The following is a 22,042-nucleotide window of genomic DNA, read 5'->3' as shown; positions in this document are numbered from 1 at the left end:
TGCATAGAAAGATGTCATTAAATACAATTATATGTTGCCTTTTAACATTGGCCTTATTTGCTTCATGTTCCGAAGAACATGAAAGAACTGCTAAGGCGGACAGACTTCCCGATTACAAGCTGGAGTTTGGTGGGCTGGCAACAACCTGGGATGAGGGAATACCCTTGGGAAATGCAACCTTGGGGGCATTGGTATGGCAAAAAGATGGAAAGCTTAGATTTTCGCTGGATCGTTCGGATCTCTGGGATCTTCGTCCCATGGAAAATTTGAATTTTCAGGATTTCGACTTTAGGTGGGTGCATGACCAATGGAAGAACAATACCTATAAAAATGTTCAGGATAAATATGATGCCCCCTATGATAACTCACCTGCACCATCCAAGATACCAGGTGGGGCACTAGAGTTTGATATCAGCGGGCTTGGGGAAATTAAGAACGTTAAGCTTAACTTGGCATCTGCTACGTGTATTGTTGAATGGAAAAATGGAACAATTTTAAAAACTTTTGTGCATGCCACAGAACCCATTGGTTGGTATCAATTTGAAAATTTGAAAACACCTATTCGGCCAACTATTGTACCTCCGCCGTATTTCGATGCTAAGGAATCCACAGTGGTAGATCCCGTAAGTGGACAAGATCTTAGGAGATTGGGGTATAAGGAAGGAACAGTCTCACACATGGACAATTCCATTACTTATAACCAAACAGGATGGGATGAGTTTAGTTTTCAAGTGTATACTAAATGGGAGGACAGATCGGACGCTCTTTTGGGAAGTTGGAGTATTAGTTCCCAAAAAACAAAAGAGGAAATTGTAACCACCGCAACGGAGATAGTAGAGACTTCCTTTTCCAAGGGTATTGGGAAACCTATTGAAGACCATACAATATGGTGGCATGGGTTTTGGAACCAATCAAGTATTTCAATTCCCGATACCATACTACAGAACCAATGGTATATGGAAATGTACAAATTGGGATCTGCAGCACGTCAAGGCGCTGCGCCAATTTCTTTGCAAAGCGTTTGGACAGCCGATAATGGCAAACTTCCGCCCTGGAAAGGTGACTTTCATCACGACTTAAATACACAGCTTAGTTATTGGCCCACTTATTCAGGAAATCATTTGGATTTGGAACAAGGCTTTATAGATTGGCTAATTCAGTATAAACCTACGTTTAAGAAATATACAAAGCAATTCTATGGAACAAACGGTCTCAATGTGCCTGGGGTTACCACATTGACCGGGGAACCCATGGGAGGTTGGATACAGTATTCTTTTGGTCCAACCGTAGGAGCATGGCTGGGACAACATTTCTATTGGCATTGGCGCTATAGTATGGATCGTGATTTCCTGAAAGAGCAAGCTTATCCTTGGATCAAGGACGTGGCCATTCATTTCAATGAACTGTCCGTTTTGGGCGATGAAGGTAAAAGAAAACTCCCTTTGAGCTCCAGCCCAGAAATCCATAACAATTCGCATAAAGCCTGGTTTGGGGAAATGACCAATTTTGATCTGTCACTTGTCAGATGGACATATTTGCACGCGGCTGAACTTGCCATGGAGCTAGGGCTAATGGAAGAAGCCAGTAAATGGAAGAATGAATTGAAAGCATGGCCGGAGTATGCGGTGGATGATAGTGGGCTTATGTTCTCAACTAATTTACCCTATCAGGAATCTCACCGTCACTTTTCTCATTTAATGGCAATTCACCCACTAGGATTGATAGACCCTTCCAAAGGGGAAGGGGATATGGAGATAATTCGGAAAACCATTGAGAATTTAGAGGCAATTGGCAGTAGTCAATGGACAGGGTACTCTTTTAGTTGGTTGGGGAGTATAAAAGCAAGGGCTCTGGACGGAGAAGGAGCGGCCAAGGCGCTTAAGGATTTTGCCACCTCATTTGTACTTCCAAACAGTTTTCATGCAAATGGGGACCAATCGGGAACTGGAAAATCCAATTTTACCTATAGGCCTTTTACGTTGGAAGGGAATTTTGCTTTTGCAGCCGGTATACATGAAATGCTCATTCAAAGTCATACCGGTGTGGTAAAGATTTTCCCGGCCATACCCAATAATTGGAAGAATGTGGCATTTGATCAACTTAGAACGGAAGGTGCTTTCTTGGTCTCTGCAGAAATGAAATCAGGGGAGATAATTAGGGTTGAGATTCAATCTTTGAAAGGTGGGACCATAAAAGTTCAAAACCCCTTTACGGATAGCTTTGAAAGCTCTGCTAAACATCAAAAAGAAGGAAATATCTTGACCTTTGAAACAGAAGTTGACGTTAATATAACTCTTATAAAAAAATAACCGCCATTGGTCAATATAATTAACTGTAAATTAATATGATATTCAGCAATTCAAAAAGAACGACATGTACTTTTCTTCTAACCACATTTGTTATTTTCCTAAATTCTGTATTTTCATTTGGGCAGGAATCGAAAGATCCGAAACTATGGTATAAACAACCGGCCCATTCCTGGATGAAGGAGGCCCTGCCGATTGGTAATGGATATTTGGGTGCTATGTTTTTTGGAGGAATTGAAGAGGAGCATATACAGTTTAATGAAGAGACCCTATGGACTGGAGGAAAGGGGGAGTGGAATGAATACAATGGCGGAAATAGGGAAGGCGCCCACAAACATTTGCCCGAGGTTAGAAGATTGCTCGATTCTGGTAAATATGAAGAAGCACATCAGCTCGCGAACAGGGAACTAACGGGTGTGATCAAGGCCGACAAGGGCAATAGTGTATGGGAAGGATATGGGGCTTATCAGCCTTTCGGAGATTTGTTTGTAAGACCTCAATCATCAGGATCCCCCAGCAACTATAGTAGGGAACTTAATATTTCAAAAGGGATCGCTACCGTTAAATATATAACTGAAGGTGTCAGTCATAAACGGGAATACTTTGCTAATTACCCCAGTAGAACTTTGGTTTTCCGTTTTCAAAATGATAATCCCCAAGGGGTTGACTACGTCCTTAGACAAACAACCGAACATAAAAATGTGGACATTTCGTATAAAGACGGACAGCTTGTAATGTCTGGGTATCTTGAAAACAATAGGATGGGATTTGAAAGTAGGGTAGTGGTAGAATCTGACGGAAAAATCCTTCCTTTTACAGATGGGAAATTGAGTGTGAAATCGGCCAATAATCTCACATTGTACCTAACCGCTTCTACCGATTATAAAAATGAGTATCCACATTATTCAGGTAGAAAGTATAAGGAGTTGAACAAAAAAACAATTGAGACAGTTTTAAGTAAGGGGTACGATGCGCTTTTGTCGGAGCATTTAACGGATTATTCCAATTTATTTTCGCGTGTAGATTTCACTTTGGATGGTGTGGATAAAGATAATATACCCACAGATGAAAGGTTAAGGTTGTACGCGAGTGGTGGTGAGGATCCCTACTTGGAGACGTTGTACTTTCAATACGGGAGATACCTGCTAATCAGTAGTTCTCGTCCCGGGACCATGCCTGCCAATTTACAAGGGAAGTGGAACAATATGACAAATCCCCCTTGGGCCAGTGATTACCATGCCAATATCAATATCCAAATGATCTATTGGCCCGCGGAAATTACCAATTTATCGGAATGTCATGAACCACTTATAGAGTACATAGATAAACTAAGGCCTCCTGGCCGTAAATCAGCAAGAGATTTTTTTAATGCCGAAGGATGGATAGTCAACACAATGAACAATCCATTTGGATATACCGCTCCAGGATGGGGATTCCCCTGGGGGTTTTTTCCAGCTGGTGCAGCTTGGTATAGTAGACATGTTTGGGAACATTACGAGTTTTCGGGCGACCGTAATTATCTAAAAGAAAAGGGCTATCCTATAATGAAGGAGGCCGCCCAATTTTGGTTGGATTACCTTACAGAAGATGAAGACGGATTTTTGGTTTCCTCTCCTTCCTATTCTCCTGAACATGGTGGGATTTCTACTGGAGCCTATATGGACATTGAGATTACATGGGATATTTTTGCGAACTGTATTAAGGCTTGCGAAGACCTCGGCTTGGACAATGGGTTTAAAGAAAAGTTGATTGCTGCAAAATCAAAGTTATTACCATTGAAAATCGGGAAATGGGGACAATTGCAGGAATGGAAAGAAGACGTTGATGACCCGACAAATAAACATCGTCACGTATCCCATCTATACGCTCTATATCCGGGAACGCAAGTGAATACAGTTAGAACACCAGATTTGGTAAATGCTGCCAGAGTATCCCTGAACGCCAGGGGGGATGACGGTACCGGATGGTCTATTGGCTGGAAGATAAATTTTTGGGCACGTTTGTTGGATGGGGACCGTTCCTATAAGCTGTTAAATAGAGCCATGCAGCTAACCCAGACAGGTGGTGTAAATATGATGGATGGCGGAGGTGTATATAATAATCTATTTTCTACGCACCCTCCTTTTCAGTTAGATGGGAATATGGGGGCTACGGCAGGAATGGCCGAAATGCTTTTGCAATCACATTCAGGAGAAATACACATATTACCAGCACTCCCCAAAGCATGGTCTACGGGAAAGATTGGTGGCCTGAAGGCGCGTGGTGGAATAGAAGTAGATATGGCATGGTCACATGGAAAGCTAGACAAGCTTACGTTAAAATGCGACCATGATCAAACTGTTAAAATTCGCTATCATAATGAGGTAATTCGTTTTGATTTGAAGGCTGGGAAGGTTCTAAATCTTGATGGTAGTCTGATGGTGAATTAATGAAATTGAAGAGATTAAACTGAATATATTCAAACTACTTATCTAGATTGCCGTATTGTCTAGAGAATCTATAATTAGGGGTAAATAACAAGAGGTAAATAGTTTGTAATGACAGTATTTGAATAGACAAATATAAAGTGTTAATTATAATAACAAGATGAAATATTTGAATGTACTTATTGTCACATTTTCTATGATGCATGCCATATATTCACAAAAAGCCACGGTTCGGGAAGAAAATCTGAACATGAAAACCTATATGTTCGGGGACCCTGATCCCGTACCCAATATAAACCGTATCTATCCTTATTTTCGCTTTGACGGCTATACGGACCAGGGGGAGTATCGGGATTGGAAAATGGTGGTCTTGGAGAACGACTATATCAAGGTTTACGTATCCCCGGAAGTAGGGGGGAAGATATGGGGTGCCATAGAGAAATCCACGGGAAAGGAATTCATGTATTTTAACGAGGTAGTGAAATTCAGGGATGTGGCCATGCGCGGGGCGTGGACCTCTGGTGGATTGGAATACAACTTTGGGGATATCGGTCATATCCCTACCTGTGCAACCCCAGTAGACTATGCTTTAAAGGAGTATCCGAATGGGAGTGTATCCTGTGTGGTGGGAGCACTGGACCTGCCATCTAGGACCAAATGGAACGTAGAGATAAAACTGCACCCGGACAGGGCCTATTTTGAAACTATCGCCACATGGGAAAATTCCAGTGAGGTTCCGGTAACGTATTACCATTGGATGAATGCCGCGGCCAAGGCCGATGGTGACCTGGAGTTTATCTATCCCGGCAACAAAAGAATCGGACATGGCGGGGAACTGGGAGAATGGCCCATAGATTCCGGCAGGGATATCTCACGATACGAAAACAATGATTTTGGAATCTATAAATCGTACCATATAATCGATAGTTATTCGGACTATTTTGGCGGTTACTGGCAGGAAGATGATTTTGGGTTCGGGCATTATGCCGATTACGTAGATAAGCCAGGAAAGAAGATATGGATATGGGGATTGTCCGATCAAGGTATGATATGGGAAGAGCTGTTGACCGATTCCAATGGGCAGTATATAGAATACCAGGCAGGAAAACTCTTTAACCAAGCTGCCAATAGCAGTACTTTTACACCATTTAAGCATCGGGAATTTATGCCCCATGATGTGGATATTGCCAAAGAGCTATGGTTTCCCCTTAAAGGGACCAAAGGGATGGTCGCCGCATCGGAATATGGGGTTTTGAATGTAAAGAGAAAAGGTAGCAGCCTTGAAATCCGATTAAGTGCCCTACAGCCATTGGACACCTATATGGAAGTGCGGACAAGAACTAGGACGCATTTTAGAAGGGACCTGGAGTTAAGCACCTTAGACCTATATGCAGAGACCTTGAACATTGAAGGGGACCAGGAAATCCAAGTGGTGATTGGTGATCTTTTATTGGTCTACAATTCCGATGATGCTTCAGCCATTCTGGACCGTCCCTATGAACCAGAAACGGCATTCGATTGGGAATCTGCATACGGACTGTATGTAAAAGGCCTGGAACTTGAAAAACAACGAAGGTATACCGAGGCCCATGAAACCTATTTGAAAAGCTTTGAAACAGAAGCTACCCATGTCCCTACATTAAGCAGATTGGGACTGAGTTATTACCGAATGGAAAATTGGGAAAAGACCTTGGAGCTCTCCAAAAAAGCCTTGGCAATAGATACCTATGACGGACTGGCGAATTATATATACGGACTGGCCAATACTTCCTTGGGCAACCCGGCCGATGCCAAAAGCGGCTTTTCCATTGCCTCCCAATCCGTGGGTATGCGAACCGCTTCCTATACGGAATTGGCAAAACTTTTTATGAAGGAAGGGCTATATGTCAAAGCGCTGGAATATACGCATATGGCCTTAACCTATAATGCCCATGCTATTTCCGCAATGGAACTTAGGGCAATACTGTTGAGGAAAATGGACCATGTAAAAGAAGGAGAGAGGGTACTGGCAAAAATTTACGAGCAGGATGCCACCAATTTAACCCATGCTTTTGAAAATTACTTTTTGGGAACTCTCACCCAGGAAGAAGTCCAGGCAAAGATCACCAACGAACTGGCATATGAATCTTATTTAGAGGTGGCATTGCAATACATGGCCTATGGGGCAGAGAAGGAGGCATTACAAATACTCAAAATGTCGCCCACTCATCCTATCGTAGCCCTGTTCATGGCCCATTTGGGTCAGGGAGATCGGAAAAATCTATTGGAAGAGGTGATAGCCATGGATGCGGAGATGGTATTTCCCCATAGAACTGAGACCGCTAAGGTACTAAGGAAGTTCCTAAAGAAAAACGATCACTGGAAGTTTAAGTATTACCTGGCTTTACAACAATGGAGCAAGGGAAATTTGGAAGAGGCCAAGAAGTTGTTCTTGCAATGTGGCAATGAACCGGATTTTGTACCCTTTTATTTGGCAAAGATCAAATTGTTCCCGGGAAGTGCGGAGACTAGGCTTGAAGCCCTTGAACGTGCAGTTGATCTAGATAATAAAAATTGGCGGGTACAGCTTGCATGGATAGAGCACTACATGGAAACCGATCAATGGAAGGCCGCCAAAAAACTCACAAAAAAGGCCTTGTCCAGATATCCGGAAAAGGCGGTTTTGGGCATGCGCTATGCAAAAATACTTTTGCAATTAAAGGAGTATAAGGCCGGTTTGAATTTTCTTGAAACCTTTAATGTGCTGCCATTTGAAGGGGCAACGGAAGGCAGGACGGTCTACCATGAGACCTGTGTACGCTTGGCCATGCAATCGTTGTTGGCCCAAGACTACGATGCGGCCATTTTCTACGCACAGAAAGCCAAATTGTGGCCCAAAAATCTAGGGGTGGGGAAACATTACGATGTGGACGAGCGATTGGATAATTATCTTTTGGCCCTGGCCTATAACAAGAAAGGAGAGCCGGAAGAAGCTGAAAAGTATTTTGAGAGGATTATGTCACATCAAACTCCGGACTACCTTCATGAAAGTTCAAAACTGTACTTCCAATTAGTCGTGCTGGAGAAGTTTAAAAGAAATAATCAGATACAGGAATTATTACAAAAAATATCAAAAGAACTAAGTGATAACCAATACTTGGAATGGGCGGTTGCCCGGTATAAGGATGCCGATCATGAAGCTGTTAAGAAGGCTATACTTAGTTCGAATGAAAAGGTACACGCCTACGACACCAAATTCGTTGATGAGGAGTATGTGCTAGTTTCGGAATTGGCTGAAGCCTTTTCAAAAATAGTGGCTACTGGAGAATAAATTAAATTGATCTTTCGGTTGATTTTTGATGTCCAGTATGACGGGATTTATTTAGTCTTAATGATTTCATGAGCTATCTAACAGTCCTAGTTTTGGAAAGTCGACAATGCTTTCAACTAAAGTCCTAATATAGTATATATTGAAAAAGTTGAAAACATATATCATCTACTTTTCTGTTTATGAGATAGGATTAACAGAGTTTGGCAAACCATTTCATTTATCGGACCATTGAAATTTAAAATATAAAATAAAATAGTTTTATGGACAGGCGAATAAAGAATAGTGCAATCACGGGTATAGTAATAGCTTTGATGATTATATTTCCTTTGAATGCACAAGAACAAAGTATAGATTTATCTGGCGCATGGAAGGTAACCTTAAATTCAGCGATTAATACTGATGATAATTCCGTAGGAAATAATAAATTGGAGGGGATTATTCAGTTACCGTCTTCGCTCGCCCAACAAGGTTTTGGTATAAAAACGGAAGGGTCGGAGTATGGGGTACTTACTCCTGAATATAAATATCTAGGAGTGGCCGTTTTTGAGAAAGAAATAATAATCCCCGAAAATTGGAAGAACAAACAGCTTACCATTTTCCTAGAACGCGTATTATGGCAATCCAAAGTAATCATCGACGGGAAAAATATTAGTACCCAAGATGCACTGGGAACTCCTCATATGCACCATGTTGGACCTCTTTCTCCTGGTAAACATCAACTGGTCATTGAAGTGGATAATGAAATGATCCACAATATTGGAGATAAGGGGCATGCCTACGGAGCCTACACCCAGAGCGTTTGGAACGGTATAGTTGGAAAAATAGAAATTAGAGCTCAAGACCCTACTTATATTCACAGTGTTCGAACCTTTTCTTTGATAGATAAAGACCAACTGAAGGTAGAATTGGATTTAACGGCGCATAAAGATGAAAAGGCCAACATTCAACTACAAATAAGAGAGCTGGATAAACAGGAAATAGTTAGAGAACTGAACGTTACCAGGAAAATAAAGGAAGGTTCAAATAAACTTGAAATAAGCCTGGATCTCGAGGGCAAATTAAAGAAGTGGAATGAATTTGATCCATCAGTTTATATCCTTATTGCGAAAATCGCCACAAAAAAGTATTCCGATTATTATGAAACAGAATTTGGTTTCCAAGAAATAGGCCATAATGGCACAAACGTTACGATCAATGGAGATCCCGTTTTTCTACGGGGAAATCTAGATTGCGTTCATTTTCCTCTCACCGGGTATCCATCTACAAATATAGAGGACTGGGTAAAAATATTCAATACATATAAGGATTACGGTCTTAACCATGCTCGCTTCCACTCCTGGTGTCCTCCCGAAGCAGCTTTTAAAGCAGCCAACAGGGTAGGAATCTATTTACAAGCAGAAGCTTCCATTTGGATAGATTGGTGGATGAGTGAGGATATGAAAGCCAAGGGAAGGCCAGAGATGGATACCAAAGGGTATCCAAAAGGTTTGGGGTTGGATCCCGATCGTGACACTTTTGTTATCGAAGAAATGAATAGAGTGGTGGACACTTACGGAAATCATCCATCATTTACCATGTTCTGTATAGGTAACGAATTGGGCAATTCGGATTTCGATGTAATGAAAGAATGGGTAGCAGACTTAAAGACCATGGACAACAGAAGGCTTTATTCCGTTTCAACCGCCCGAAAAATAACGGACGTAGACGACTATATGGCTACCCATTATATTCAAGGTGTGGGACGTACAAGAGGTTTGAATGGTCCACAGACCGACTGGGATTTTGAGGATATTTACTCTAAAATGAACATACCAATTATTGCACACGAGATTGGGCAATGGCCCGTATACCCTACATGGGATGAAATCCACAAATATACCGGTGTACTCAAGGCTAGGAACTTTGAGGGATTTAAGGAAGTTGCGGAGAGAAATGGTATCGCAGATCAAGACCGGGATTTTAAAATGGCTTCAGGAGCACTGAACCAAATAATGTACAAATATGAAATCGAGTCATTTTTAAGGACTAAAAGTTGCGCTGGGGTTCAATTATTGAGTATGCAGGACTACCAGGGACAGGGGGAAGCATTGATCGGATGGCTCGATGCCTTTTGGGACAGTAAGGGAATTACGACTCCTCAAAAATTTAAACAACATTTTGATGAAACGGTTCCACTGTTGCGAATGAACAAATATGTTTGGAACACGGATGAAACTTTTGAGGCAAATGCACAGATTTCCCATTATGGACAGTATCCCATTGAAGGCGGGATAATCATCGCAACAATCGTCAATGATAAGGGTAGTATTTTAAAGGAGGAAAGGTGGCCCATCAAAGATTTGGACATTGGCAGTTTAACCGATATAGGAAAGTTTAACTTTCCTTTAAGTTCAATTGATCATGCCCAAAAATTAACCATTTCCCTAGCATTGGAAGATTCCCGTTTTAAGAACACGTGGAATATTTGGGTATACCCTTCCAACCTACCACAGATAGATGACCGTGGAATACACTTTGCAAATTCATTGCATGAGGAAGCCTTAAAAGCATTAAAAAATGGTGAAAAGGTTTTGTTGTTTGCAAATCAATTGGGTACCGATGATAATAGTGTGGAACTAAACTTTCATCCCTTATACTGGTCATTAACATTTTTTCCTGGTCAGGGTAAAACCAATATAGGATTACTGGTGCAGAACGATCATTCCGCCATGAAAAAATTTCCGACCTCTTTTCACAGCGATTGGCAGTGGGAATCTATAATGAAATCCTCTAAGGGCTTTGTACTAAACAGTACCCCACAAGAATTTAAGCCTATCGTACAGGTAGTGGATGATTTTCATCGAAACAATAAAGAAGGAACTATATTTGAGTTCAAAGTTGGAAAAGGCAGTCTTTTGGTGTGTGGTTTCGATATTGCGACCAATGATTCCCCTGCAGCAAAGCAATTAAAGTATAGTCTTATAAAGTACATGAAATCCGACAATTTCAACCCTACTTTAGCTGTTGATGAAGCATATCTCAAAGAACTTTTTCCCATGATTCCCAAAGCCACCGAAACCACATTGGATGAAGGCTTTCATAACGTTTTGATACATATAAAATCTGCTGAATTGGTAAAAGATAAGAATATTGATCAAGAATGGTCCAAAGCGGTCGATCAAGTAGTCATTCAAAAAGAAAATGTGAATTACCATGTACAATCGGACGGTGTTTGGAAAGATAATGAAGGAAGTGCATGGCATGGAAAGAATATGACCATTACTTTGGATTGTCCTAGTGGAATCTTAGGTAGTTTTTACGTACTTTTCGAGGACTGGAACCATCAAGGAAGGGAAGGTATTATTGAGTTTGAGGGGAGAAAAGTAAAACTTGGAAAACATAATGGTAAAGGAGGACAATGGGTGAAATTCCATGTTATGAGGGAGGATAGTAATGACGGAAAACTAATTTTAAAATCTAAGTCAACAAAAGGAAGTAATCTGATGATTGGGCAAATAGTGCTAGAGAAAGTTTAGAATGATTAATGAGGATCAGCAATAGTTAATTCCTAGGAAGAAGTGATTCAAATTACCATTAAGAATCTTCCTTTTGGGGGAGTTAGGGCAAGTGATTTAGGAGCCAATCACGATAAAAGAGCTATTGATCTTTTTTCTTAAAAAACAATAGAGACTATCCCAATAACAATGGCGTGCCTACTTGATGAGTTCATAATTATGTTCAATAGGCTTTATCAATATTACTATTCTTTATAATAGTGTGCCATGCGGATACGAGTATTTAGGGAGAAATAATAGAAGTGGTCTTTTCTCAGCCTTTCTTAAAAACATGACTTTCTTTAGATTTAGTTTCTAATATACCTTTTATTTTAGTGTTCCGTGTAATTTTTCAAGCCTGTCCATCATTTAAATTCATTATTATAGATTACAGAAAGAATATGGTAAGACAACAATTAAGGTATTATATAAGTATTCATCAAAATTGTTTTTATATTTAAAATGCGTTATGTTAAAGCGCATTTGAATGTTTATGAAAGCAGTAATTGATATCTTACAGAGAGAAGCTCCTTATCTGAATTCTTCTAGGAACAAGGCGATGCTCGTCGCTTTTTTAGCTGTATTTACTTTAATTTTTTTAGTTGTCTATAACCCTTTCAATATGATAGAATGGGGCGGCAGTATTTTAGGCTATGTTGGGATTGGTACGGTTGTAATGCTGGTAAGCCAATTTCCACTGCGTAACATTTTGGGAGTCAGAAAATTTAGGCTGTATCATTTATTCATTTGGATAATTGGAGAATTATTTGTGATTACCTTCTTTGTTTATCTTGTTTATGGTCCTCTATTCCCAACATTTAAAGAACGGGTCCATGAATATCTTGATACGCTTAAATTCGTATGTTTAATAATTATAGGACCTTACTTCTTGTTTGTTTGGTTTTTGGCTTATAGACATAAGCTTTCCAATTATCAGGACGTAGCTCGCTACAATGCTTCGATTGAACCGGGAATTGACAATAAACTCCTGACCATCATCGCAGAGAATAACAAGGCAGTTTTGGCAATTAATTCGAATCATTTGCTTTTTGTGAGATCCTCCGGGAACTATGTAGATATCTATTATCTAAAAGGAGATATATTATCAAAGGAACTTGTACGCATGAGTCTAAAAGGAATCGAAGTAAAATTAAAAGGTTCAAGTGTACTAAGGGTACACAGATCATATATGGTCAATACCAACATGATTTCATCTATTAAGAAAACAAGAAAAGGCTACAATATACGGGTGCAGCATGCCCCAGAAGAAATAATACCTGTATCCCTAGGTTACAAGGACCAATTTGAAGAAGCCTTGGCGTTAAAAGTGCCCCATTAATCCCAAATAGGGATATTTCATCACAAAGTATTACAAATTTAATAGTTAGTTGAAGCACCATTGCTAATTTGTGCCACATGGTGCATTTGGCTAAACCTATAAACAAGGTAATCCTCATCTGATCATATCTAGTTGTGGGATTTAGAGGATTCAACACACGGCTTCGACCCTGGGAGGAAAGGCACTTGTACAAGTGCACCTATAGGGTACAAAATAATAATTAACAGATGGTAATAAGTAGGGACATTTTAAAAGCTATTCTACTCCTGGTGATTGTAGTAATCTTAGCATGGGCTTTTTTTTCGGGAGAGAATCCTGCTACATATTATCCCGTTCCACTTTTAAAAAGTACTTGTCCTCCCGGATTTAAACTAAACAAAAATAATGAGTGTATTGCAAAAAATTTATATAACCAATATGCTACTACTAACAAGGCAGGTGTAGGTGGTTTAAAATCGGCCTTACCAGAGATCAGGGATGGTTTTTCCCCACAACAGATCGACCTGGGAAGGTATTTGTTTTTTGATCCCGCTCTTTCGGTAGACCAAACTATTTCCTGTGCAACATGCCATGATCCGAATAAAGGATTGAGCGATGGATTAGCGACTAGCATGGGAATAGATGGACAAAGATTAAAAAGAGCGGCTCCTTCCCTTTATAACGTAGGCTATTTAAAAAAGCTCTTCTGGGACGGTCGTGCCACAACTTTGGAGGAGCAAATGCTGGAACCACTGTTCTCCAAAGAAGAAATGGGAAATTCACCGGATAATTTACTAAGTACGATCAATGGAATAGAGAATTATAGAAAATTGTTTGCGGAAGCATTTCCGACAAGGGACGGAGACCAACCCATTCTGTTACATGAAATTACCAGGTCCTTAACAGCTTTTCAATCCTCCTTGATTTCTTTAAACAGTAAGTATGATCAATATGCCCATGGCTATGACGGCGCCTTGAACAAAAATGAAATTGAAGGACTCAATATTTTTAGGTCGTTTGTGGCACGTTGTGCAGAATGCCATACGCCACCTCTTTTTACAAATCAACAATTTGCTGTTATAGGCTCTCCAGAACCAGATGGGGTACCCTTGGATCCTGGGGCGGAAGTTACTTATAAGGACAAAAGCCTTAGAGGTGCCTTTAAGGTTCCAAGTCTGAGAAATATAGCCCAAACAGCCCCTTATATGCACTCGGGAAGGTTCAAAACCCTTCGAGAAACCGTCCAATTTTATACAGATGGACGGGGCCATGCCGTACCCGAAGGGGAAAATTTATTGATTCATTGGCACATTTGGGAACCCAATTTAACCGATTACGAATTGGATCGCCTTGTAGATTTTTTAAAAACCTTGACCGATGAATCCTTTAAACCAAAAGTGCCGGAGGTACTGCCTTCCGGACTACACATATCCTCTTAATGTATAATCAATTAAAAATAAATTAAAAATGAATAAGAAATCACCTTATAAAAAAATTATTGCCTCGGTCTTACTTTTGGGTATAGGTGTATTTATTGGGAAATCATTCTTTGGACCAAAAAGTGTGGAGACCGTACCCATTCCTTCCACGATGAGGTATAGAAATGTAGGGCATACCAATGATACTACAAGAGTGGCTTCAAGTGAAGAATTTAATGGGAAGATTATTGAAGTTAAAAATGGCAGCTCTATTCAAAATGCGGTTAAAGAGTCAAAACCCGGAGACCTCATTCGGGTTTATCCCGGAACGTATACGGAGAACGTGTACATAGATAAGGACAACATTAGCCTGCAAGGAGTCGTCATCAATGGAGAATGGCCAACCTTGGATGGTAAAAAGGAAATTAACGATGCCTTCCTGTATTCTGGAAACGGAATTCTTATAGAGAATTTTAAAATCATTAATTACAAAGGCAACGGCATAATGGGGCAAGCCGGTAACAATTTTATTATACGAAACAATTGGATTATTGATACGGGTGTTTATGGAATCTTTCCACAGTATGGTAAAAATGGACTTGTGGAACATAATGTACTGAGCAAAATTGCGGATGCGGCCATTTACGTTGGAATGTGCGATAATGTTGATGTACGGCATAACGAAGTATTTGATAATGTGGCTGGTATTGAGATAGAAAACTCCAGGCACTGTTTGGTAGAGAACAATTATGCACACAATAATACGGGAGGATTGTTAGCCTTTGTGACTCCTGGCCTGCCCATAAAGACCACCTTTGATGTCATACTTCGCAATAACTTTGTGGTGAACAACAACCACGAAAATTTTGGCGCACCCGGATCTACCGTAGCTGGCATTCCACCCGGTACCGGCATATTAATAATGGCCGCCGATGACGTAATTGTAGAAAATAATATAATTACCGGAAATAACAATACGGGGATAACCATTGTTGATCTGGCTACCGGCGACCCTAAGGCCAATGATCCCAATTCTGAGGGTAATCCGGACAGGGTGGTTATTTTGGATAATATTATGTTTAACAATGGGAATGCCCCAACAGGTGAAATAAAGGCCATAATGCTTGCCCAAATGGACAGCAAGGGACCCGATATTTTTGCTTATGGAGGTGGGACTGGAAGTACTATTAGGGATAAGAACAGATACAGAACCTTTGGATTGGACCATTATGGGACGGCACAAATAACCGATACCAAGGATGTATTGACCATGATGACCCCATCTCCTGTCCCCCCAAGGTCCGTTTCCAAAGAAGAACTAGGTGAGCTTACCTATTATGGGGTCTGTGCGGGTTGTCATGCTTTTGGTACTAGGTTGATAGGTCCACCTACGGATATCATCCAGGCCATTCACAACGGCAACCCCCAAGGTATTGTAGACTATATCACAGCTCCAAAAAATTTAAGGGAAGGTTATCCGGAAATGCCTCCACAAGACTATTTATCGGATGAAGCCAAAATGGCCGTGGCCGAATATATTCTTGCTCTAAAGCCTTAAATCAAGGTCTTGCCAAAAGAATGCAGTATATAATGGACTAATTAAACCACCAAATATAATCATATGAACAAACTAATTCTAATATTGGCCGTTTTGGGTAGTATTGTCACGGCCAAGGCCCAAAAAACCATTTCCGGTCACGTACTAGAAAAAGATACCAATATGCCGCTTATAGGGGTAAGCGTATTGGTCAAAGGCACTCAGAAAGGGACAACAACGGATTCCGATGGGAATTACTCCTTGACAAATATCGGCAATAATGATTTTCTGGAGTTCTCATATATAGGGTATTCTACCCAGGAAATATCCGTCGGAAACCAAACTACAACCAATGTTTTCATGGATATCAATGCTGAGCAGATAGACGAGGTGGTGGTTACCGCATTAAACATCCAAAGGGACAAGGAGTCTCTTGGATATTCCGTCTCCCAAGTATCTTCTGAGGAAGTCAACGTAGCTAGGGAAAATAACATCATGAACTCCCTTTCCGGAAAAGTATCGGGACTACAGATAACCCAATCCAATATCGGGGTCGATGGTTCTAGCCGAGTACTTCTTAGAGGAATCACTACTATCAATGGTAATAATAGACCATTGGTGGTGGTTGACGGTATCCCCATTAGCAATGGTTCTGGCGGGGCCAGCGGATTTGGAGGTGTAGACCGTGGCGACGCCCTTTACAACATCAATCCCGATGACGTAGAATCTTTAAGTGTACTGAAAGGGGCCGGGGCGGCTGCAGCCTATGGCTCGCTGGGTATGAACGGAGTAATTTTGATCACCACCAAGTCGGGCACTAAAAAGGATGGTGTTGGTATTTCTTTAAATTCGTCCTTTTGGTTTATTGATATCTCCCTAACCCCGGACTTTCATAATGAGTACGGAACCAGGGCATTTGGCGACTTTGCACCGATAAATGCCAATGGAAGACCTGTTCTTGACTACCCCTTCTCTTGGAGCTGGGGACCCAGAATGGAAGGTCAGTCCTATATCAACTGGTTGGGTCAGCAGGACACCTATTCCCCTAACTTCAACAGGAACCCCTATAGGGAATTTTATCAGACAGGTTATACCGTGTCCAACACCTTGGCTTTTGAGGGCAGCGGTGAAAAGGGATCCTTTGGATTGTCTATAATCGATGAGGATGGGCAAGGCATAGTGGAAAATATTCCATTTAAGGCCCAACACCCTGTTTAGAGAGAGCATAGAGGTATCTTTGAACCAATGGGAGGTTGATGATACGGAACAGACTTTATGGCCTCGCCTACAGAGAACTTGACAGAAGTGAATGCTAAGGAACAAATTGTGTTCAAATGTGGTTGGCGCTAACTCCCAATTATTTTGAGGGATGGCCCCAAATCCAACACACAGGTTACCCTGTTATACCGGTGGGAACCAGTGGGGATCTGTCTAAAGGAGTTACCAATGGTATTATGCCCAATAGATTTATGTACTCTTCCTTTGAATTGGGAGCAAACAGCACTAACGTGCAAGAAGCAATTTCAAGACAGGGTGCAAATAAGATCATCACTAAGGTATGGTGGGATAGAAACTAAAACAATACAATAAATATAATCAGATGAAAAATATAAAAATTTTGAGTTTACTATTAGTGACCGTGATATTGATTAATTGTAGTGAAGATGATAAATCGCAATTGCCTCTTTCTGATTTTCAATTTTTGGTTGAGGGTTCGTTGGTAACCTTCAACGGAACCGTAGAAAATGCAACTTCCATAATTTGGGATTTTGGAGACGGATCTACCAGTTTGGAAGAAGATCCTGTATATGCTTATTCCAGTCCCGGAACATACAATGTTAAGATGATGGTGAGTGGCGAAAATGGTACGTTCTCAGAAACCAAAACTGTAACTATTCTGCCAGCACTTGATATTCTTCTTACTGGGAGACCGGCGATACCAGAGGGTAAAACCTGGAAATTGAAAAGAGCATATACGGCAGTTAAAGATGGTGCAGGATTGATAGAAAACAAACTTGGCCTTTTAATTGCATCTTTTGACAACATACTGGAAGCCGTTGGGTTGGGGGCTTCCTTTGAGGATTTCTTTACCTTTGTACATGACGGTAGCTACAAAGTAATCAATGTTGATAGCCAAATTCTTATGTGTATTATACATGCAAGTGCCTTTCACCGTGCCAATATTACAGCGGTTTCCGCAGACCTGGCCAACGTGCCTTTGGCCCATGTAAATTACCCCCCCCCCCGTAACCAATGCCACCTGGGAAATAAGTGAGGACGATTTTATTATAGACACTCTTTATCCTCAAGTAGGACCTGTTAATGTCAGTTTTTCCGAAAAGTAAAGTCTAATTTTGGGGGTATAGCCGGGCTTTAAAAAACGAGTAACATCGTTATTTTAAAGGAAATTACCGAATCAACTATGAATGTTGCACTTGGGATACATACGGAACAGGATTTTTATGATACCCCAACACTATTCTTTCATTTGACTTTGGAATCCTCATAAGTTATAAAATTATATTTTTTGAAGTGGATAGTTACCAAATAGGGATATGTAGAACAAAATTTTGACAATATACCCAAATGAATATGTTTGGGGATATTTATTATTTAATTTAAGACCCATGGACGTATTAGTAAAACAGGGCAATTTTTTTGCATCCAAAAAGACCAAGAATGTGAGCTTTCGTAAAGACACTTTAAAACGTTTGCAAAAGGAAATATTGGCCCGTGAAGATGATATTGCTGAAGCTATATACCAAGATTTTAAAAAACCAAAATTTGAGACCTTGGCAGCTGAAACGCAATTCGTTCTGGCAGAATTGAATTTAACATTAAAAAATATTGACGATTGGGCCAGTCCTGAACGAAAATCAGGAACCTTGATAAATTGGCCATCTTCGGATTGGGTTTATAAGGAGCCCTATGGTGCAGTGTTGATCATTGCTCCCTGGAATTATCCTTTTCAATTAGCATTTGCTCCCATGATTGCGGCTATTGCGGCAGGAAATACGGTGGTGGTAAAACCTTCCGAGGTTACACCGCATACGGCATCGATCATTTCAGAAATTATCAATGAAGTCTTTGATCCGGGACATGTTAGTGTGGTGGAAGGTGGTGTGGAAGTTTCCCAAAAACTATTAGCCGAGAAATGGGATTACATTTTTTTTACCGGAAGTACCCGAGTTGGGCGAATAGTATATGAAGCCGCCGCAAAACACCTAACCCCGGTAACCTTGGAACTGGGCGGTAAGAATCCCACCATAGTAGATGAAACGGCATCTATAAACTTGGCCGCGAAACGAATTGTTTGGGGCAAATTTTTAAACGCAGGCCAAACCTGTATTGCTACAGACTATATACTTGTTCACAAAACCGTTAAAGACAGTCTTGTTGGCGCTCTAAAACAAAACATAATCAAGTGCTACGGAGAGAATATAGAAAAGTCTCCGGATTTTTCGCGAACGGTAAGCAAAAGACATTTTGAAGGTTTAAAAGACATGTTGGAGGGCCAGGAAATTCTTTTTGGTGGCAAAAGTAATGATGATGATAATTATCTGGAACCGACATTGGTCAATAACCCCAAATTGGACAGTAAATTGATGAGGGGCGAAATTTTTGGGCCCATTTTGCCCATAATAGCCTACACCAATGAAGATGATATAGAGAGGTATTTATCCAATTATGGAAAACCCTTGGCCACTTATGTATTCTCCAACCGTAAAGCGTTCCAGAAAAAAATAATCAATAGGTATAGTTTTGGCGGGGGAGCTATCAATGACACGGTAATTCAAATCACGAATAAAAAACTTCCATTTGGCGGGGTTGGTGCAAGTGGAATAGGTGCCTATCATGGAAAAAGATCCTTCGACCTATTTTCACATCAGAAGTCCATCATCAAGAAAGCCAATTGGTTTGATGCACCTCTTCGTTATCCGCCTTATAATCTACCTAAAAAGATTGTAAAGAGAATTAAGTATCTGTTTTAACCAGTTGTATGAATGAAAATAGTATTCGATTTAAAATTTTTGTTGTCGAATTATTCCGAATTGGAATTATTTGTACCTTTATGATACTAAAGAATAGTAAATATTACCTTTAGAGTTCTTATTCAGTTTTGAGTGTACAATTAGGTGTGCATTTTATGAGGAAATCTCTTGAAACACCGATATACAGTGCTTTGATGTTTGATAGTTAAGTCTGTCATCCCGACGAACCACTTTTCATGTGGTGGCAAAACACTGTTAATCAATTGATTTTCAGTGTTTTTTTTGTTTTTATGAATTTTTTTTGATATCATTTGATATCATATGTGTACACCTAATTCGGTGTGCAATTCGGTGTGCAGTTGTTCACTGAAATTGTAGTAACTTGAAAGAACTTTAGGGATCATGACCAATTGTTGTGTTTATGCAAAAATTGTGATTAATCGGTAAAGGAAGAACTCTACATTTTTCACACCTCTAAACTGTGCCCTGAATGCCTTGATCTTTTCGTTAAATGATTCTGCCGATGCGTTGGTTCTCCTATTGACAAAATAGTTCAGGTGATCCTTCTGGTGAAAATTAGGTCAAAATTGATAAATAAGTGCCTTTGTTGCATCACATATATTTAAAGTTCAATGAAAATTATTATTCAGAAGAGCTACAGGTTTTACACTTAATTCTTCGCCAAGACATTAAAAAGATAGCTTCAGTTCATATCATTGAAATAGGGATATTGAGCAAAAATGTCGCTACTCCTGTAAATTCCCAATTCACTTTATTGTAAATTTACTTATCACTTCTTAACGGAATATTACCCGAAACTATTGTCGTGGTATTATTGTTCATGATTAGTTAATCAACTTGGTAATGATATAAATGATTGTCATTGCGGTTGAGCCAAAAATTAGAGTGCCAGCAGTCTGTATCTGATAGCCTTGTTTTACATTCATCCCTGTTAATTGTGTTAGAACCCAAAAGAAACTATCGTTAACATGGGAAGCTACTGAGGAGCCGGCACCAATCGCCAATACTGTCATTGCTTGTAAAAATGGTTCGTTCAACCCCAAAGCTGGCATAAGTGGTGCAACAATTGAAGCGGTGGTTACCAAGGCAACCGTAGAAGAACCTTGTGTGGTCTTTAAGCAGGCCGCTAAGAAAAACGGAAAAAATAGACCTATCTCCAGCCCTGTAAAGCCCTCGGTAATAATATCCGCTATACCTGAGTTTTGAAGCATTTTGCCAAAGATTCCTCCGGCTCCAGTAATTAATATAATTGGGGCCGCTACTTTTAATGAATCACCTACCCATCCAGTGGCTGAAAAAATTTTGTCATCCAATTTTTCTGGAAGTACTAGTGATAGGATGACACCTATGAGCAATGATATGACCGGTGTTCCTAAAAATGAAATACAGCTTTTAAAAATTGATTGCTGAAAATCCAATTCGGGATAATCCATTACTGACTTCAGTAGTATTAACACCAACGGAACTACAATGGCGAGCAATGATTTCCATAAAGCAGGTTCCTTTTCTGGGTTTGCAATTGGTTCAATGATGATAGGAATTTCAATTTTTGAGGCTACCTTTTTTGCATATATATAGCATGGTATCAATGAAAGGCTACTTACAACGAGACCCCATAAAATAACATCTCCTAAACTAGCTCCTAAAATACCAGCCGCAGCTATGGGACCAGGTGTTGGCGGAACCATTACGTGAGCTGCTGTCAATCCCATTGCTAATGCAGCCGTTGTGCCAGCGTAGGAAATTCCGGCTTTCTTGGATAATACTTTATTCAAAGGATTCATCATCAAGAGTGCGCTATCGGCGAAAATTGGTACTGATAATACATAGCCAGTAATCATCATAGCTAAATGAATGGACTTTTCACCAATTAAATTCAATATTCTTGTGGCAATTACCATGGCTCCACCTGATTTCTCCAGAATGGTACCTATGGTTACACCAAATAGGATTATTAACCCAATCTTGCCTAAAATGCTTCCAAAACCAGAGTTTATTGAATCTACAATTAGTTCCGCTCCCATTCCGGTAATAAATCCATAACCAATTGAGGCAAGTAGTAGTACAAAAAAAGGGTGAATTTTGAATTTCACAATACCTATTACTAAAAAGGTCAATGAAACTATTAATGCAATTATATAAGTCATGTTTTTTGTGGTTTGGTTGGTTGTTGGAGTTTCT

At 40.2% G+C, this 22,042-nt stretch carries 12 protein-coding genes and 1 pseudogene; 11 read left to right on the top strand and 2 right to left on the bottom strand.

The features are described from left to right. Positions 1 to 11: 11 nt before the first annotated feature. The 11 genes from EHW67_RS09090 to EHW67_RS09040 all read left to right on the top strand — a co-directional run bounded on the left by EHW67_RS09090 (position 12) and on the right by EHW67_RS09040 (position 19,840). Positions 12 to 2,309, top strand: coding sequence for a glycosyl hydrolase family 95 catalytic domain-containing protein (locus tag EHW67_RS09090; RefSeq protein ID WP_126162058.1), 2,298 nt, complete (start codon positions 12 to 14; stop codon positions 2,307 to 2,309). Between the two features lie 35 nt (positions 2,310 to 2,344). Beyond that, positions 2,345 to 4,735 (top strand): glycoside hydrolase family 95 protein, encoded by a 2,391-nt coding sequence (locus EHW67_RS09085; protein WP_126162057.1) that lies wholly within the window; start codon positions 2,345 to 2,347, stop codon positions 4,733 to 4,735. A 157-nt stretch (positions 4,736 to 4,892) separates the two neighbouring features. Continuing rightward, the gene (locus EHW67_RS09080) at positions 4,893 to 8,042 is read left to right on the top strand and encodes a DUF5107 domain-containing protein (RefSeq protein WP_126162056.1); all 3,150 of its coding nucleotides are present in this window, start codon (positions 4,893 to 4,895) and stop codon (positions 8,040 to 8,042) included. A 260-nt stretch (positions 8,043 to 8,302) separates the two neighbouring features. Then, on the top strand, positions 8,303 to 11,557 hold the full coding sequence (locus EHW67_RS09075; protein WP_126162055.1) for a glycoside hydrolase family 2 TIM barrel-domain containing protein: 3,255 nt from the start codon (positions 8,303 to 8,305) through the stop codon (positions 11,555 to 11,557). Between the two features lie 511 nt (positions 11,558 to 12,068). Then, entirely contained in the window at positions 12,069 to 12,914 is an 846-nt protein-coding gene (locus tag EHW67_RS09070; protein ID WP_158285108.1) for a LytR/AlgR family response regulator transcription factor, read from the top strand. Between the two features lie 227 nt (positions 12,915 to 13,141). Beyond that, positions 13,142 to 14,332, top strand: a complete 1,191-nt coding sequence (locus tag EHW67_RS09065) for a cytochrome-c peroxidase (RefSeq protein WP_126162053.1) — start codon at positions 13,142 to 13,144, stop codon at positions 14,330 to 14,332. Between the two features lie 28 nt (positions 14,333 to 14,360). After that, positions 14,361 to 15,869 carry a parallel beta-helix domain-containing protein gene (locus tag EHW67_RS09060; RefSeq protein ID WP_126162052.1) on the top strand — a complete coding sequence of 503 codons (1,509 nt, stop codon included), beginning with the start codon at positions 14,361 to 14,363 and terminating at the stop codon, positions 15,867 to 15,869. A 63-nt stretch (positions 15,870 to 15,932) separates the two neighbouring features. After that, entirely contained in the window at positions 15,933 to 17,066 is a 1,134-nt protein-coding gene (locus EHW67_RS09055; RefSeq protein ID WP_126162051.1) for a carboxypeptidase-like regulatory domain-containing protein, read from the top strand. 116 nt (positions 17,067 to 17,182) lie between these two features. Next, positions 17,183 to 17,425 carry a SusD/RagB family nutrient-binding outer membrane lipoprotein gene (locus EHW67_RS09050; RefSeq protein ID WP_126162050.1) on the top strand — a complete coding sequence of 81 codons (243 nt, stop codon included), beginning with the start codon at positions 17,183 to 17,185 and terminating at the stop codon, positions 17,423 to 17,425. Positions 17,426 to 17,448: 23 nt separating this feature from the next. Next, positions 17,449 to 18,123 carry a PKD domain-containing protein gene (locus EHW67_RS09045; RefSeq protein ID WP_126162049.1) on the top strand — a complete coding sequence of 225 codons (675 nt, stop codon included), beginning with the start codon at positions 17,449 to 17,451 and terminating at the stop codon, positions 18,121 to 18,123. 352 nt (positions 18,124 to 18,475) lie between these two features. Continuing rightward, a complete protein-coding gene (locus EHW67_RS09040) occupies positions 18,476 to 19,840 on the top strand; it encodes an aldehyde dehydrogenase (protein WP_126162048.1) in 1,365 nt (454 codons plus the stop codon). A 419-nt stretch (positions 19,841 to 20,259) separates the two neighbouring features. On the opposite strand, the pseudogene EHW67_RS09035 reads toward EHW67_RS09040, so the two are convergent. Together EHW67_RS09035 and EHW67_RS09030 are read right to left on the bottom strand one after the other, a co-directional pair. Beyond that, a pseudogene (locus tag EHW67_RS09035) lies at positions 20,260 to 20,400 on the bottom strand (transposase); the annotation flags it as partial. 285 nt (positions 20,401 to 20,685) lie between these two features. Then, entirely contained in the window at positions 20,686 to 22,008 is a 1,323-nt protein-coding gene (locus EHW67_RS09030; protein WP_126162047.1) for a GntP family permease, read from the bottom strand. Positions 22,009 to 22,042 lie beyond the last annotated feature (34 nt).

Source organism: Arenibacter aquaticus (assembly GCF_003957295.1).
Classification (GTDB): Bacteria; Bacteroidota; Bacteroidia; order Flavobacteriales; family Flavobacteriaceae; genus Arenibacter; species Arenibacter aquaticus.
Note: the sequence above shows the minus strand (reverse complement) of the source record. Positions and strands in the feature narration are given on the sequence as shown.

What these genes read in the sequence shown, in the direction of transcription:
- EHW67_RS09090 (WP_126162058.1), top strand. Translation starts at nt 12, where the DNA reads ATGTCATTAAATACAATTATATGTTGCCTTTTAACATTGGCCTTATTT.
- EHW67_RS09085 (WP_126162057.1), top strand. Translation starts at nt 2,345, where the DNA reads ATGATATTCAGCAATTCAAAAAGAACGACATGTACTTTTCTTCTAACC.
- EHW67_RS09080 (WP_126162056.1), top strand. Translation starts at nt 4,893, where the DNA reads ATGAAATATTTGAATGTACTTATTGTCACATTTTCTATGATGCATGCC.
- EHW67_RS09075 (WP_126162055.1), top strand. Translation starts at nt 8,303, where the DNA reads ATGGACAGGCGAATAAAGAATAGTGCAATCACGGGTATAGTAATAGCT.
- EHW67_RS09070 (WP_158285108.1), top strand. Translation starts at nt 12,069, where the DNA reads ATGAAAGCAGTAATTGATATCTTACAGAGAGAAGCTCCTTATCTGAAT.
- EHW67_RS09065 (WP_126162053.1), top strand. Translation starts at nt 13,142, where the DNA reads ATGGTAATAAGTAGGGACATTTTAAAAGCTATTCTACTCCTGGTGATT.
- EHW67_RS09060 (WP_126162052.1), top strand. Translation starts at nt 14,361, where the DNA reads ATGAATAAGAAATCACCTTATAAAAAAATTATTGCCTCGGTCTTACTT.
- EHW67_RS09055 (WP_126162051.1), top strand. Translation starts at nt 15,933, where the DNA reads ATGAACAAACTAATTCTAATATTGGCCGTTTTGGGTAGTATTGTCACG.
- EHW67_RS09050 (WP_126162050.1), top strand. Translation starts at nt 17,183, where the DNA reads ATGTGGTTGGCGCTAACTCCCAATTATTTTGAGGGATGGCCCCAAATC.
- EHW67_RS09045 (WP_126162049.1), top strand. Translation starts at nt 17,449, where the DNA reads ATGAAAAATATAAAAATTTTGAGTTTACTATTAGTGACCGTGATATTG.
- EHW67_RS09040 (WP_126162048.1), top strand. Translation starts at nt 18,476, where the DNA reads ATGGACGTATTAGTAAAACAGGGCAATTTTTTTGCATCCAAAAAGACC.
- EHW67_RS09030 (WP_126162047.1), bottom strand. Translation starts at nt 22,008, where the DNA reads ATGACTTATATAATTGCATTAATAGTTTCATTGACCTTTTTAGTAATA.